The 16,041-nt window shown below is 72.4% G+C and carries 11 protein-coding genes; 10 read left to right on the top strand and 1 reads right to left on the bottom strand.

All coding sequences use genetic code 11. The annotated features are described in order from the left end of the window. The first annotated feature begins 86 nt into the window (after positions 1–86). From ACYUD3_RS09115 to ACYUD3_RS09075, 9 genes are all read left to right on the top strand, one after another. Positions 87–863 (top strand): LamB/YcsF family protein, encoded by a 777-nt coding sequence (locus ACYUD3_RS09115; protein WP_470966466.1) that lies wholly within the window; start codon positions 87–89, stop codon positions 861–863. Beyond that, positions 860–2,239, top strand: coding sequence for a 5-oxoprolinase subunit B family protein (locus ACYUD3_RS09110; RefSeq protein ID WP_470966463.1), 1,380 nt, complete (start codon positions 860–862; stop codon positions 2,237–2,239). Before ACYUD3_RS09115 ends, ACYUD3_RS09110 begins: the two co-directional genes overlap by 4 nt. After that, entirely contained in the window at positions 2,232–3,227 is a 996-nt protein-coding gene (locus ACYUD3_RS09105; RefSeq protein ID WP_470966461.1) for a 5-oxoprolinase subunit C family protein, read from the top strand. The genes ACYUD3_RS09110 and ACYUD3_RS09105 overlap by 8 nt, the downstream gene beginning before the upstream one ends. A gap of 140 nt (positions 3,228–3,367) precedes the next feature. Continuing rightward, positions 3,368–4,678, top strand: coding sequence for an MFS transporter (locus ACYUD3_RS09100; RefSeq protein ID WP_470966458.1), 1,311 nt, complete (start codon positions 3,368–3,370; stop codon positions 4,676–4,678). Positions 4,679–4,703: 25 nt separating this feature from the next. Further along, positions 4,704–5,447 (top strand): SDR family oxidoreductase, encoded by a 744-nt coding sequence (locus ACYUD3_RS09095; protein ID WP_470966456.1) that lies wholly within the window; start codon positions 4,704–4,706, stop codon positions 5,445–5,447. Between the two features lie 5 nt (positions 5,448–5,452). Next, on the top strand, positions 5,453–6,664 hold the full coding sequence (locus ACYUD3_RS09090) for an aspartate transaminase (protein ID WP_470966453.1): 1,212 nt from the start codon (positions 5,453–5,455) through the stop codon (positions 6,662–6,664). Continuing rightward, complete coding sequence (locus tag ACYUD3_RS09085; protein ID WP_470966451.1) at positions 6,661–7,338, top strand: 4-carboxy-4-hydroxy-2-oxoadipate aldolase/oxaloacetate decarboxylase; 678 nt, start codon at positions 6,661–6,663, stop codon at positions 7,336–7,338. The genes ACYUD3_RS09090 and ACYUD3_RS09085 overlap by 4 nt, the downstream gene beginning before the upstream one ends. Before the next feature lie 103 nt (positions 7,339–7,441). Continuing rightward, entirely contained in the window at positions 7,442–7,993 is a 552-nt protein-coding gene (locus ACYUD3_RS09080) for a Uma2 family endonuclease (RefSeq protein WP_470966449.1), read from the top strand. A gap of 158 nt (positions 7,994–8,151) precedes the next feature. Then, positions 8,152–8,568, top strand: a complete 417-nt coding sequence (locus ACYUD3_RS09075) for a hypothetical protein (RefSeq protein WP_470966446.1) — start codon at positions 8,152–8,154, stop codon at positions 8,566–8,568. A 4-nt stretch (positions 8,569–8,572) separates the two neighbouring features. On the opposite strand, the gene ACYUD3_RS09070 is transcribed toward ACYUD3_RS09075, so the two are convergent. Beyond that, positions 8,573–11,710 carry an amidohydrolase family protein gene (locus tag ACYUD3_RS09070; RefSeq protein WP_470966444.1) on the bottom strand — a complete coding sequence of 1,046 codons (3,138 nt, stop codon included), beginning with the start codon at positions 11,708–11,710 and terminating at the stop codon, positions 8,573–8,575. Between the two features lie 490 nt (positions 11,711–12,200). Between ACYUD3_RS09070 and ACYUD3_RS09065 the strand changes: the two genes are divergently transcribed. Then, positions 12,201–16,016, top strand: coding sequence for a type I polyketide synthase (locus tag ACYUD3_RS09065; RefSeq protein ID WP_470966441.1), 3,816 nt, complete (start codon positions 12,201–12,203; stop codon positions 16,014–16,016). The last annotated feature ends 25 nt before the right edge of the window (positions 16,017–16,041 follow it).

The raw sequence follows: 16,041 nt of genomic DNA, 5'->3' as shown, positions 1-16,041 counted from the left end.
CCGATGAGCCGCGCACTACGTTGTGGGGAATTCCCCCCGCTCCCCGCAAGGCGTCGTCGTTCCCCCCTTCCCTTTTTGGAGGCGTCATGACCCGTACGGTCGATCTCGTGGCCGATCTCGGCGAGGGATTCGGCGCCTATCGCATGGGCGACGACGAAGCCCTCCTCGCGCTGCTGACCTCCGCGAACATCGCCTGCGGCTTCCACGCCGGCGACCCCCGCATCATGGACGCCACCGTCCGCGCCTGCGTCGCCCAGGGCGTCGCCGTCGGCGCCCACCCCAGCTTCCCCGACCTGGCCGGCTTCGGGCGCCGCGCGATGGACCTCACCCCGGACGAGGTCCGCACCGACGTCCTCTACCAGGTCGGCGCGCTCCAGGCGTTCGCCGCCGCCCACGGCACCCGGGTCCGGCATGTCGCCCCGCACGGCAGGCTCGGCAACCTCGTCGCCGTCCGCGCCGACTACGCCCGCGCCGTCACGGACGCGGTCGCCGCGCTCGACGACACCCTCATCGTCCTCGCCCAGGACGGCGAACTCGCCGACGCCGCCCGGGAACGCGGGCTGCGCGTGGGCGTCGTGGGCATCGCCGACCGCGCCTACCGCGCCGACGGCACCCTCGTCCCGCGCGGCGAACCAGGGGCCGTCCTCCACGATCCGGAGGAGATCGCCCGGCGCACCTTGCGGATGGTCACCGAGGGGGTGATCGCGAGCGTCGACGGCACCGACGTCCCGATCGCCTGCGACACGGTCCTGCTGCACGGCGACACCCCGGGGGCGCTGTCCCTGGCCCGCCGGATCAGGGAGCAACTGCTGGCGGCGGGCGTGGAGTTCGGGTGTCTCGACGATGTGCTGAGCGGCGTATGAGGTACGAGTCGAACGGGGCGGGCGGGGATGCCTGCGGGGCCGGGGCCGTGAGGGACGTCTCCGGAGTCGGGGTCGGCGACGCCGTGACGGACGGCTCCGGGGCCGGGACTGGCAATGCCGTGACGGAGGCCTCCGCCGCCGGGGCCGGCAACGCTCAGACCGACGCTCCCCTCACCGGGGCCGTCGACGCCGTGACGGACGCCTCTGGGGCCGGCGACGCCGTGACGGAGGCCTCCGCCGCCGGGGCCGGCAACGCCCAGGCCGACGCTCCCCTCACCGGGGCCGGCGACGCCGTGACGGACGCCTCTGGGGCCGGCGACGCCGTGACGGACGGCTCCGCCGCCGGGGCGGGCAACGCCCAGGCCGACGCTCCCCTCACTGAGGCCGGCTTCACCCTCACCCTCTCCGACTGCGGCGACTCCGCCCTCGTCGCCAAACCCCTCGGCCTCGCCCCCGACCCCGCCTGGCGGTTCGTCCACACCCTCGCCGCCGCCCTCGACGCCGTCCGGCTCCCCGGTGTGCACGGGCTCGTCCCCACCTACGACGCCCTCCTCGTCGAGTTCGACTGTGCCGTCACCGACCACGCCACCGTCCGCAGCGTCCTGCGGCGCGAGGCCGGCCGGCTCGGCGGCGACCCCGCGCCACCGGCCCGCCGGTTCGTCGTCCCCGTCGTCTACGGCGGCGAGTTCGGCCCCGACCTCCCCGAGGTCGCCGCGCAACTCGGGCTGACCGAGGGGGAGGTGATCGCGATCCACTCCGGCACCGACCTCACCGTCCGCTGCCTCGGCGCCCCCGCCGGCGCGCCGATGACGGACGGGCCGCCGTTCCCGGCGCCGGTGCCCCGGCTGGCCTCGCCGCGCGTCCGGGTCGAGCCCGGCGCCGTCGCCGTCGCGGGCCGGCAGGCGGTGATCTGCCCGATGCCCTCGCCCGGCGGCTGGCCCCTCCTCGGCCGCACCCCGGTACGCGTCCTCGACCTCCACGCCGACCCCCTCACGCCCTACCGCCCCGGGGACACCTTCCGCTACGTCCCGATCACACCGGACCAGTGGGACGAGTACGCGGGGCGGTCGCTGGGGGAGTGCGTGGACGGCGTGTCCTGGGCGAGCGGCGCGGACCGGGCGGACGGCATGTCCTGGGCGGACGGCGCGGACCGGGCGGACGGCACGCTCTGCGCGGACGGCTCGGACCGAGTGAACGGCACCGCCCACGAGAGCAGCACCGCCCACGAGAGCAGCGCCGCCCGAGTGAACGGCATCGCCCACGAGAGCAGCCCCGCCCGACTGAACACCGCCGCTCACCTGAACAGCGAAGCCCGCCCGGCCGGCGCACCCCCTGCCCCCGCCCTCACCCCCGCCCCCAAGGCCCCCCATGGCTGACACCCTCACCATCCGCACCCCCGGCCTCACCACCGTCCAAGACCTCGGCCGGCCCGGCCGCTCCCGTTACGGGCTCCCCGCGAGCGGCGCCCTCGACCAGCACTCCGCCCGCGTCGCCAACGTCCTGTGCGGCAACGCCGAGCGCGCCCCGCTGCTGGAGCTGACGGCGCTCGAATTCGCGTGCACGGCGTCCGGCGACGTCCTCGTCGCCGTCACCGGAGCCCCCGCCCACGTCACCGTCGACGGCGCGCCCCGCCCGCAGTGGGAACCGGTGTCCGTGCGCGCCGGAGAGACCCTCCGCGTCACCGGCATCCACCTCGGCCTGCGCGTCTACCTCGCGATCCTCGGCTCCTTCGAGGCCGACCGGCTCCAGGGCAGCTGCGCCCCCGACACCGTCCTCGGCTTCGGCCGCACCCTGCGCCCCGGCGACGTACTCACCCTCCGCACGTCCTGCCCGCCCCTCGACCACCCCCTCTTCCGCCTGCGCGCGCCTGCCGCGCACCTTCCCGGCACCACCTGGACCGTCGACACCACCGACGGCCCCGACCTGGCCGACTTCGGCGCCACCGCCTCCCGCCTGTACGACACCCCCTTCACCATCACGCCCCGCAGCAACCACATCGGCCTGCGGCTGTCCCCGCACGGCCCGCTGCCCCGCCGTACCTCCTCCAACGAAGTCCTCTCCCGCGGCGTTCCCGTCGGCGCCGTCGAAGTGCCCACCGGGGACGAACTCCTCGTGCTGCACCGAGGGCGCGGCGTCACGGCCGGCTACCCCGTCCTCGCCGTCGTCACCGCCACCGGACTCGACCTCCTCGGCCAGGCCCGCCCCGGCCAGGCCGTCCGCTTCCGCCGCCGCACCCGCACCGAGGCGGTCGCCGCGCATCGCGCCCGCCGCACGGCCATCGACGCCCTCACGACCCGGGTCCGCACCGCCTTCACCGCGCTCGGGATTCCGCCGGGGAGCCCGGAGCTCCCGGAGAACCCGTAGACCCGGGACCTCGCAGATCCGGGCGGAAGCCCCTCCACACGCCCGCCGAAGCCCCTCCACACCCCCGTAGACGCCCCCGCACACCCTCCCCCTGGCCCGCCCGCACCGAGCCTCCCGCCTCGCGCACGTCAGGAGACGCCATGAGCACCGTGGCCGCCCAACCGGTCCCCAACACCGTCGATCCGAGAACCGCCCGGAAGATCACCCTCGCGGGCTGCGTCGGCATCTTCGCCGAGCTGTACGACAACGGCATCTTCGGCTTCATGGCCGGCACCCTCGCGACCGTCTTCTTCCCCGGCTCCGACCACGCCGTACAGCTCGTCTTCCTCGGCTACGCCGTCTCGTTCTTCTTCCGGCCGCTCGGCGGGATCATCTGCGGCCACCTCGGCGACCGCATCGGCCGCCAGCGGATGCTGGTCTTCGTCATCATGCTGATCAGCGTCGCGACCGCCGCGATCGGCATGCTGCCGACGTACGCCGCGATCGGTGTCGCCGCGCCCGCGCTGCTGATCCTGCTGCGGGTCGCGCAGGGCTTCTCCGTCGGCGGCGAGGCGTCCGGCGCGATGAGCTTCCTCGCCGAGCACGCCCCCGAGGGCAAGCGCGGGCTCTACACCAGCTACGCGCAGATCGCGTCGTTCCTCTCGCTGCTCACCGGCACGCTGATCGCCGCCGCGATGACCAGCGGACTCGGCGCCGAACGCATGGAGTCCTGGGGCTGGCGCATCCCCTTCCTGCTCGCCGTGCCGCTCGGGATCACCGGTATCTACATCCGGAAGCAGATCAGCGACACCCCCAACTTCACCCGGCTCAAAGAAGAGGGCGGCCTGTCCCACAACCCGCTCAAGGAGGCGTTCGCGTCCGCCGAGCACCGGCGCGCGATGCTGCTGGCCCTGTTCATCCCGCTGATGAACGGCTCCGGCTACTACGTCCTGTTCACCTACATGCCGACCTTCATGAGCAGCGAGCTGGACTTCAGCAAGGTCCAGGGACTCCTGGTCACCGCCTCAAGCCTGGTCGCGATCTGCCTGGCCATCCCCTACATGGGCCGGCTCTCCGACCGGGTCGGCCGCAAGAAGGTCATCGCGGGCGCGGCGCTCACCATGGCCGTCGTAGGCATCCCCTGCTATCTGCTGATCGGCACCGGGAACGTCTTCCTCGCCGTGCTCGGGGCGTGTCTGATGGCGGTCGTGTTCGCCGGGCACACCGGGGTGATCCACATCCTGCTCGTCGAGCTGTTCCCGACGAAGGTCCGCTACTCCGCCTACGGGCTCGGCTACAACGTCTCCGCCGCGCTGTTCGGCGGTACGGCGCCGCTGCTCATGACCTACCTCATCGACCGCACCGGTGACGTCCACATGCCGGCCTACTACGCCGTCCTCACCGCGCTGGGCACCCTCGTCGCCGTCTCCCGTGTCAAGGACCGCGCGCACCTGCCGCTGCGCGACGCCTGAAAACCCCCACTGTCCAAGGAGCACCATGCCCATCTCCGACTACCGCACGGCGCTCGTCACCGGAGCCTCCACCGGCATCGGGGCGGTCACCGTCGAACGGCTCGCCAAGCGCGGCCTGCACGTCCACGCGCTCGCCCGGGATGCCCGGCGCCTCGAAGCCCTCGCCGACGCCACCGGCTGCACCCCGCACCCCGTCGACATCACCGACACCGACGCGCTGACGGCCGTCCTGGAGGGGCTGGAGGTCGACGTCCTCGTCAACAACGCGGGCGTCTCACGGATCGGCAACATCCTCAACGCCGACGAGTTCGCCGTCGACGAGCAGGTCGCCGTCAACATCCAGGCCGTCCTGCACCTCGTACGGCTCCTCATGCCCGGCATGGTCGAGCGCGACCGGGGCCACATCGTCAACATCAGCTCCATCGCCGCCGTCTACAACTTCGGCGGCAACACGATCTACCACGCCACCAAGGCGGCCGTGCACACGCTCTCGCGGCAGCTGCGCGTCGACGGCTACGGGCGGCGCGTGCGGGTCACCGAGATCTGCCCCGGCCGCGTCGAGACGGAGATCTTCGGCCGGCTCCTCGGCGACATGGAGGCCGCGCAGCGCGAGTACTACGACGGGTACGAGTCCCTGAAGCCCGAAGACATCGCCGACGCCATTGAGTTCGCCGTCGACGCGCCCCGCCACGTCAACATCGGCCATGTCGAGATCCTCCCCACCCTCCAGGTCCCCGGCGGCCTCAACTTCGAGCGCAGGGAAGGCTGATGGGCATGCGGACGGCAGCGCGCGTGCGCCGCGTCAACCCCTCGCCGAGCGTCGCGGCGGCGCAACGGGTGCGCGAACTCAGGAGCCAGGGACTGCGCATCTACGACCTGACGGTCGGCGAACCCGACTTCGACACCCCCGCGCACGTGAAGGCCGCCGCGATCCGCGCGATCGAGTCCGGCGAGACTAAGTACACCTCCGTCAACGGCACCCCGGCCCTGCGCGCGGCGATCACCGGCCGGCTGCGCGAGCGGCACGGACTGGAGTACGGCGACGCTCAGTTGACGGTCGGCGGCGGCGCCAAGCAGGTCATCTTCCTCGCCCTGACGGCGACTTTGGACGAGGGCGACGAGGTGGTGATCCCGGCCCCGTACTGGGTGTCGTACCCGGACATGGTCCGCGCCAACGACGGCACCCCCGTGATCGTCGACTGCCCCGAGGCGGACGGCTTCAAGCTGACCCCGGCCCGCCTGCGCGAAGCCCTCACCGAACGCACCCGCTGGCTGATCCTCAACACCCCGGGAAACCCCACGGGCGCGGCCTACACCACAGCCGAACTCCGGTCACTGGCCGAGGTGTTGCTCGACCATCCGGACGTGGGCGTCCTCACCGACGAGATCTACGACGAGATCTGGTACGACGCCGGCACGCACCCCTCGCTCGCGGCCGTCGAACCCCGCCTCGCCGACCGGGTGTTCCTCACCAACGGCGTCTCCAAGACGTACGCCATGACCGGCTGGCGCATCGGCTACGGAGTGGGACCCGCCGACCTCGTCGCCGCCGTCAACACCCTCCAGTCGCAGCTCTCCTCCTGCCCGTCCTCGGTGAGCCAGGCAGCGGCCGCCGCCGCGCTCACGGGACCGCAGGAGTGTGTGCGGGAGATGGTCGAGGTGTACCGGGCCCGGCGCGACACGGTCGTCAAACTCCTCAACGAGACCGGCGAGTTGAGCTGCACCCCGCCGAGCGGCGGCTTCTACGTCCTGGTCAACTGCCAAGGCGTGCTGGGCAAGTTCACGCCGGACGGCCAACAGCTGTGCGGCGACGAGGACTTCGCGCGCTATCTGCTGGACAGCCGGCAGGTCGCGGTCATCCACGGCTCCGCGTACGGCGCCCCCGGCTACGTCCGGATCTCCTTCGCCACCTCCACCGACACCCTCACCGAGGCGTGCGCGCGTGTCGCCGCCGCCTGCACGCTCCTGACCGAAGGGCCGAAATGATCCGCGTCAGCACCAAGTTCCCCCGTCCGGAACAGGAGTTGGTGGACCGCCTCGGTGTCTACTCGTCCGCGACGATCCATGAGGCGCAGGGCAGGCTGGGCGCCCTGGACTCCGCGATCAAGCCGGTCGACCACGGCATGTCCGCCTGCGGGCCCGCCTTCACCGTCCAGTGCGCGCCGCGTGACAACCTCATGCTCCAGACCGCCATCCACTACGCCCGCCCCGGCGACGTCGTCGTCGTCTCCGCCGGCGCCTACACCGAGGCCGGCTCCTTCGGTGACGTCCTCGCCAACGCCTGCCGCTCGAAGGGCCTGGCGGGCCTGGTCACCGACACCGGGGTCCGCGACACGGCCGACCTGCGCGCCCTCGGCTTCCCCGTCTTCTCCCTCAGCGTCTGTGTCAAGGGCACGGTCAAGGAGACGGTCGGCCCGATGTGCGAGCCCGTCACGGTCGGCGGCCAGCTGATCCACCCCGGCGACGTGATCCGCGCGGACGCCGACGGTGTGGTCGTCGTCCGCCGCGAATCCGTAGCCGAGGTGACAGAACTGTCCCGCGAACGGGTCGAGACGGAGGCCCGCTACATCGAGGCGTACCGGGCGGGCAGCACGGTCGGCGAGATCTGCGGCCTGGGTCCGCTGCTCGCGGCCAAGGGGCTGGTGATCGATACTGAGTGAGCGGCATCGTCCCTGATCACATGGGGTCCCATCTGTGATCGAGCCATGCTGCTCGCCTGCCCGGCGGCTATATTCTGGGAGGAGTGACAGGAAGGAGCCACTGATGAGCGTCGATTCGATCATGCGCACCGAGTTTCCTGAAGGATACGCGGTCCTCTTCGGTGCCGACGGGAAGGTGATCATGACCCCGCAGAGCTTCGAGCATTCCAGCACGATCAAGGTGATGCAGTACGGCACGATCGTGTCGCTCGGGCTCCACGCGAAGACCGCGTCGGACGTTTATCTCGATTTCCCGGCCGACGAATTTTCCGCCCCCGATCTCGCGATCCTCAGGGAGGACGCGCAGATGCAGGGCAAGCGGTACAGCTTCGAGGACGTCCTGTTGATCGCGGAGGTGGTCTCGACCTCCTCCGCGCGCAAGGACTATGACGACTGCACCGCCAAGTACGGCCGTTACGGCATTCCTGTCTACCTGGTGGTGGACCCCTACGCCCGAGAGGTCATCGTCCACACACAGCCTGAAGGAGCCGGCTATATCGCCGCACACATTCGGAAGTACGGCACTGGGAAGCTTCCGATCGAGCTGGCTGACGGACGGGTCTTCACCCTCGATCTGGACGCGTTGCTTCAGGCGGCGGGCACGTCTGACGTGTGAGTGAGCGGCGCTCGGTCAGGAAAGGGTAAGAAAGGTCAAGGCCGGTCACTGGGGGCAACCCCTGACGCGGACAGCTCATCTGGATGATTGGCGGGACAAGGGGCACCTTAGGGGGGTTTCTTGTGGTTCCGTCGGATCAGGAACAGAAGGGGAAGTCCATGACCAGGACGAAAAGAGCACGCGTACGGGCCGTCGCGGTGGCCGGTGCGCTGGGGGTGGGCTCGCTGGTGTTCGCGGCGGTGCCCGCGTACGCCAAGGGGGACCTGTCGATCTCGGCGCCGCGCACGGCCGTCGTCGGCAAGACCTTCAAGGTCACCGCGCACGGGGACGACGACGCGGCGCCCTACCTGAAGATCTGCGTCCAGGACCGCACCGGCAAGCGCGCCTGGCGCCAGGTCTCCTGCGGCAGGCCCGTCGAGCGCGGGTACGGCGAGTCGCGCGCGGCGGCGAGCGTACGGACCAAGTACCGGGGCGCGATCCAGTTCCGCGCGGTCGCGTACGAGATGCGCAGCCTGCGCGACCGCCACCCCGTGTGGTGGCGGGCGTCGGACGTGGTGACGGTCCGCGTGCGCTGACCGCTCAGCAGCAGGAGTGCCCGGCGTGCTCCTCCCGGTGCCACCAGAAAGCGGCCCGCGCCGGGCCCTGAGGCACCTCCGCGGCGACCGTGTTCCGTGGCACGGTCGCCGCGGTCATGTCACCAGCCGATGTCATGTCTCCGGCCCCGGCCCCGGCCGATGCCATGCCCCCGGCCCCGGTCAGCTCCTCGACCGTCCGCACCACCCCGCCGCTCACCACCCGCCGCACCGCCGCCGCAGCCTTGATGTCGGCCGTCGGATCCCCCTCCACCAGCACCAGATCCGCCAGCTTGCCCGCCTCCACCGTCCCCAGCCGGTCCGACAGGCCCAAGGTGCGCGCGCCCTCCACCGTCGCCGACCGCAGCGCCTGGTACGGGGTGACGCCGTGGCGGACCATCGTCTGGAGGTTCAGGTGGTAGTACACCGCCGGCGGCACCAGCGGACTGTCCGTCCCCACCGCCACATGCGCCCCCAGCGCGACCAGCCGCCGCACCGTCTCCCCGTGCCGCGCCGTGAACGCCAGCTCGGCGGCCGGCTCCACCGCCAGCGCCGACTCGACGCCGGCCCGCAGCTGCGCGTACTCCGCCGCCGTCAGCAGCGCCGTCAGCCGGGCGTCGCCCAGCGCCCACCCCGCGTACCGGTACAGCGCCGCCCGCACGGCCGCGAGCCCCAGCCCGCTCAGCCCGAACGTCGGCGTGAACGACACCCCCGACGCGGCCAGCAGCGCCGTCACGTCCTGGTAACTGCGGCCCAGATGCGTCTCCTTGGGCCGCGTCCCGTACCGGCTCGTCCCGCCCAGGTGCTCCACGCCGTCGGCGCCCATCGCGAGCGGGCCCGCGAGGTAGTGCGACGACGACCGCAGCCCCGCGCGATGCGCTGCCCGCACGGCCGCCCGCTGGAGCGAATACGGCAGCCGCACATACGACTTGAGCATGTCGTGCCCCAGCGCCCGCGCCTTCGCCACCTCCCGGCGCAACTGCTCCTCGTCGGTGACAGGACGCGCGGACGAGTAGTACACCCGCGAGCCGTCGACCAGATCACCGGCCGCGAAGATCCGCGGCCCCGGCCGCCGCCCCGCCGCCACCGCCTCCTTCGCCTCGACCGCCGCGTAGTGCGCGGTACCGGGCGAGCGCAGCGCGGTGACCCCGAACGACAGCCACAGCCGCAGGAGTTCACCCCGGGCCCAGGGCCCGTGCTCGTGCACGGCGATCAGCCCGGGCAGCACGGTCAGCTCCCGCGCGTCGACCACCTCGTCCCCCGGCCGCACGGCCCGCGCGCCGCGCGCGGTGACGGCCGCGATGCGCTCACCCTCCAGCAACACGTCGACGTCACGCCGGAGTTGAGGCCCGGTGCCGTCCCAGAGGGCGCCGGCCTGGATGACCGTACGGCCCGTGGGGCGCGCGGGGCGCCAAGTGAGCTGTAAGGGTACGGCTGTTGCTCTCCGGCGTTCCGATGCCAGCCGCAGGACCCCGTCGGAGAGGTACAGCAGCGCACCCCCGCCCCAGCTGGGCGCGTCGGCGGTCTCGGAGTTGACCTGCCGCGCGGGTCCGGTGATCCGGCCTTGGGCGTCCAACTCGCTTGTGTGCAGGGTGCCGTTGGCGATGTACGCGGTCCTGGAACCGTCCGGCGAGTGCACCGGCCCCGCGTCGATCCGGTTGGCCAGCGAACCCCCGGGCAGCGGCTCGCCGTAGTGGGCCTCGCCGCTGCCGAGATCGACGGTGAGGATCTGATTGCGGCCCTCGCGGAACCGGGGGGTGACCGGGACGAGGACGGCGGCGGCGAGCTTGCGGCCGTCGGCGGTGAACGTCGGCCGGCCGGGGGCGTTCAGGGGGCCGATCACCTTGCGGACGGCGCCTGTTGGGAGGTCGAGGGTGTAGAGGGTCGCGGCCGCGGAGACGAAGGCGACGGTACGGCCGTCCGGTGAGACGGCGGGGGCCGCCGCCTCCAGCGCCGGGTCGGTGAGGCGGGTCCGCGCGCCGCCGGCCATGTCGTACCGCCACAGCGCGATCTCCCCGCCCCGGTCGCTGACATGGATCAGCGCGGTGGCGTCGGGCAGCCAGGCGGGGTCGGTGTTGCGGTGGCCGTCGGACACGACCGCCCGTGGGGCGTGCCCGCGCCGCATCAGCCAGAGATCACCGAGGGCGCCGAAGGCGACGGTGGAGCCGTCGGGGGAGAGGGCGGGGGCGAGGATGCCGCGTACGGGACGGGCGGCGGTGTCGTCGAAGTCCCTTGCGGGGGCGGGGCGTTCGGTTGCTCGGGGGAGGGTGATGCGGGCGTGGAACGGTATTTCCCGCGCAGCCCCACCAGCGATCGTCCGCCGCCGTATCCCCCCGTCCGCCGTATACAGCACCTCATCAGGCCCCACCCACCGCGCCGCGAACGGAAACACATCCTCGCCCGCGTCGGAGACGACCCTCCCGTCGACCACCAACTCCGTTGCCAGCGGCGTGAGATGGACGTATGCCAGCCGCCCGTCCGGCCCCACCGACGGTCCGGCCACCCGCCCCTCGGTCACCTCCGCGAGCGTCGTACGCGTCCCGTCCGCCGTCACCTGGACGACGCTGCGGTGCGCGTCCGCCGTCCCGCTGGTGAAGACGAGCGCGGAGCCGTCGGGGCGCCAACAGGGCTGGCCCTCCTGGGAGTTGCCGGACGTCCACAGGGTCGTCCGGCCGCTTCCGACGTCGACGACGTGGATCGCGTACCGCCCGCCGCTCTCCGCGCTGCACGCGACGCGGGTGCCGTCGGGGGAGAAGCGCGGCTCGCGGTGGTCGGCGGGGCCCGAGGTGAGCCGGCGGCGGCCGGTGCCGTCGGCGTTCATCAGCCAGACGTGGAAGTTGCCGCCGTCGTAGGCCTGGTAGGCGATGCGGCGGCCGTCCGGGGCGAAGTCCGGCAGCGCGGCCTCGTCCTGCGGGCCGGTCAGCGCGACCGCCTCGCCGCCGGTCACGGGCAGCCGCCACAGCCGGTGCAGCAGGTCGACGACGACCGAGCGGCCGTCCGGCGCGAGCGCCGCGCAGGCGTTGGTCGCCTCGGTGACGGTCACGGGGACACCGCTCGCGGCGGACGCCCGCGAGGGCAGCACACCCCCGCCCGTCGCGGCGAGTCCGGCTCCGGTTCTCATCAGGGTGCGACGGGAGAGCTCCATGCCGCCGGTGTGCCCACATCGCCTTCCTGTGAACCGAGTTGAGTACGACCAGCCGTTCACTGCGGCGCTTTCCCGACGGCAGCGCCCGGAAAATTCCGACGCGGACCTTGCACGACGGCCTTCTACGCCGTGCGGTGTACCCCATGGTCCCGCCGCGAGCGGAGTGCTCCCGCACCGGACTCGGCGCGGACGTCGCGAAGTTGACCAGCGCCCGTCGCCGAGCGGGTTCGGCGACCGCGCGGAACCGGAACCGAGCCAGGCCGTGACAAGGGGCGCGTTTTGGTTTGCACGCGCCCCCGGCGCACATTTCGTGGGTCCGTTCTGTCATGCGAGTACCGCCTTGCCCCGGTCCGCCCCCCGCGCATAGACCGGGTAGCGCAGGATTCCAGCACCCAAGCCCGGCACGCCCCGAGCGCCCTGGGCTGTGCACCGCGTCGGGGGAGCGCCCCATCCGGCCTGCCCCCGAGAATTCGCCGAAGGAGCAATCGGCATGAAAGCTGAGCCCATCGCCTTAGTGGGGGTCGGATGCACACTCCCCGGACGAGTGCATGGGTTGGACGACATACACACCGTGCTGCGGGAGGGCCGCGACTGCGTCGAGGAGATCCCCGGCAGCCGGTGGGACGTGGACGCCTACTACGACCCCGATCCGCTGGCCCCGGGCAAGACCTACACCCGGCACGGCGGCTTCGTCGACGACGTCGACCGCTTCGACGCCGCCTTCTTCGGGATCTCCGACGCCGAAGCCGTCCGTATGGACCCGCAGCAGAGGCTGCTGTTGCAGACCGTCTGGCACGCCCTGGAGAACGCGGGGCAGAGCGCCGACGACCTCAAGGGCAGCGACACCGGCGTCTTCCTGGCGCTGATGAACAGCAACAGCTACTTCATCCTCAAGCACAACGCCCTGGGGATGCACGGCATTTCGGGCTACGACGCGATGAGCGACGCCATGAGCATCAGCGCCGGCCGCATCGCCCACTTCCTCGACCTCAGGGGCCCCGTCTTCACCGTCGACACCGCCTGCTCCGGCTCCCTGGTCGCCCTGCACCTGGCCCGCCAGTCCATCCTCCTGGGCGAGTGCGACCAGGCGATCGTGGCCGGCGTCAACCTCATCCTCAACCCCCAAGTCCACATCGCCTTCTGTAAGTTGGGCCTCTTCTCGGCGAGCGGCCAGTGCCGCGCCTTCGACGCGGGGGCCGACGGCTACGTCCGCAGCGAGGGCTGCGTGGCCGCGTTCCTGCGCCGGCAGGACCTCGCGGTCGAGCGCGGCGACCCCATCCTCGCCAGCGTCGTCGGCACCGCGATCAACCACGACGGCCGCACCCCCGCCCTCACCACCCCCGACAGCCGCACCCAGGAAGCGGTCATGCGCGCCGCCCTCACCCGCACCGGCACCGACCCCGCCCAGGTCGGCTACGTCGAGGCGCACGGCACCGGCACCCCGGTCGGCGACCCCATCGAGATGACGGCGATCGCCAACGCGTACGGCCGCCGCGACCCCGGACACCCCCTGTACGTAGGGTCGGCGAAGAGCAACTTCGGCCACACCGAATCCGCCGCGGGACTCCTCGGCCTGGTCAAGGCCGCCCTCTCCCTGCACCACGAGACCATCTACCCCAGCATCCACCTCGACCGCCTCAACCCGCGCATCGACCTCACCGGCGCCGCCGTCGAGATCCCCGACGAACCCCTGCCCTGGCCGCGCGGGGACACGCCACGCCTGGCCGCCGTCAACTCCTACGGCTACAGCGGCACCAACGCCCACGCGATCCTGCGCGAGGCCCCGCAGGGCGCGTCGGCCAAGGCGACACCGCGCCCCGCCGAACTCCTCGTCCTCTCCGCCAAGTCCCCCGAAAGCCTGGATGAGTTGGCGGACCGCTGGGCCGACCACCTCGCCCGCACCGACCGCACCACCCTGCCCCAGGCCGTCTATACGGCCGCCGCGGGCCGCGCCGCCCACCGTCACCGCCTCGCCGTCACCGGACGCAACGGCATAGAGATGGCAGGCGACTTGAGGCTGTGGCGGACCCGCCGCAACCCCCCGTCCACGACCAGCGGCCACCCCGCCAAACCGGCCAAGGTCGCGTTCGTCTTCGCGGGACAGGGCTCCCAGTACCCGGGCATGGCCCGCGAACTGTACGCCCACGAACCGGTGTTCGCCGCAGCCGTCGACCGCTGCGCCGAACTCCTCGGCGACGAGGTCCCGTTGCGCCGTCTCCTCCTGGAAGAGGAGTCCGCAGAGACCCTGGACGACACGAGGAACGCCCAACCAGCCCTGTTCGCCGTCGAGTTCGGCATCGCACAGCTCCTGCGCTCCTGGGGCGTCGTACCCGAGGCGATGGCCGGGCACAGTGTCGGTGAGCTCGTCGCCGCCTGTGCCGGGGGGCTGCTGCCGCTGGAGGACGCCGTCCGGTTCACCGCGCTGCGCGGCCGGCTGATGGGCGAACTCCCGCGCGACGGCGTGATGCTGGCGGTCGGCACCGACGCGGAGACGGTGCGCGGCTGGCTCAGCGGCAAAGAGGCCGATCTCTCCATCGCGGCCGTCAACGGACCGCGCGCGGTGGTGGTCTCGGGGCGCGCCGAGGCGATGGACGAGGTGATCCGCCTCGCCCAGGACAGCCGCGTCCGCGCCACCCGCCTCCACACCTCCCACGCCTTCCACTCCCCCCTGATGGACCCCGTCCTCCCCGAACTCGCCAAGGCGGCGGCCCAGTTGCGCCCCGACGCCCCGAAGATCCCGGTTATCTCCACGGTCACCGCCGACCTCCTCACCGGCGCCGAGGGCCCCGAGTACTTCGCCCAACAGGCCCGCAAACCGGTCCAGTTGTACGACGCCCTGCGCGCCGTCGCCGACCGGGGCCGCACCGTCGTCGTCGAGATCGGCCCCCACCCCGTCCTGCGCGCCCACCTCCAGGAGGCGACCGGCGCGGCCGTGGTCCCGACGCTCGCGCGCGACCGGCGTGACGTGCGCAACCTGCTCGCGGCGGCGGGGACCCTCTTCACGGAGGGCGTCGGCATCGACCTGCCCGCGCTGTACCGGGGGCCACGCCGTCGCCGTACCTCCTCGGCGCCCAACTACCCCTTCCGCAAAGACCGTTACTGGGTGGACCAAGAGGCGGAGACCCCGGTCGAGGCCGCCCCCGTCCGGACCGTCCACCAGCATGAGGTGCGGCCCGTCACCCCCTGGGTGGACCACCGCATCCTCGGCTCGACCGTCTTCCCGGCCACCGGATACCTCGAACTCGCCCTGAACTCCTACGCGTCGGTCAACGGCAACGCGGGGGAGCCGGTCGAGCTGACCGACGTCTCCTTCGTCCGCCCGCTGATCCTCGCGCCCGCCCGGGCCAGCAGCGTCCGCGTCGGCCTGGAGGAGGACGGCGGACGCTACCGGTTCACCGTCGGAGAGGGCGACGGCCGCAACTGCCAGGGCACCATCGGACCCGTCCACCAGCAACTCCGCTCCGGGAACCCCCCGCACGAACTGCGCGCCGGCCTCACGGACACCCTCACCGCCGGGCGGCTCTACGGGCTGCTGCGCGAGGACGGCATGGAGTACGGCGCCAGCTTCTCCACCGTCCGCGAACTCTGGCTCGACGACAGCGGCGGACAGGCCCTCGGCCGGATCACCGCCGCCCCCGACGGCGCCCGACGGGTGGGCCACGAACACCAGTTGGCGACCATGCTCGACGGCTGCCTCCACCTGACCGCGGCGGCGGCACAGGGCGGCGCCGGGCGCGGCACGTACGTACCCGTCGGCATCGGCCGGATGGTGCTGCGCGGACCGCTGCCCGGACAGGTGTGGGGGCACGTCCGGCTGCGGCCCAACGACTCCGGGACGGCGCTGACCGCGCAGCTGCGGGTGCTCGACGACACCGGGACCGTCCTCGCCGACCTCACCGACGTCGAGTTCCGCCGCGTCGGCTCCCTCACCGACACCACCGGGGTGCCCGCGCCCGCCGACTCCCGTGACTCCGGCGAGACCAGGCGTGAACTGCGCGAACGCGTCGCGGGCAAGGCCGCGTCCGAACAGCGGCGGCTCGTCGTCGGCTGGCTCGCGGACGAGATCACCGAGACCCTGGGCCGGATGTCGACCGAGCTGGAGATCGACGTCCACAGCCTCGACCCCTCCCTGGCCCTGCTGGAGATCGGCCTGGACTCGCTGTCCATCACCGAACTCCAGCGCCGCATCCAGGAGAAGCTCGACTTCCGCTTCAAGGCGATGGAGGCCCTGGAGTACCAGAGCATCGAGGAACTCGCCGACTACCTCCTCCAGCGCGTGATCCTGGCCGACGACCCGGCCGCCTGAGACCCCGACCGGCAGACCCCAGAGG

It is taken from the genome of Streptomyces sp. AMJ-169 (assembly GCF_055597585.1).
This window is presented reverse-complemented; position numbering and strand designations above follow the sequence as displayed.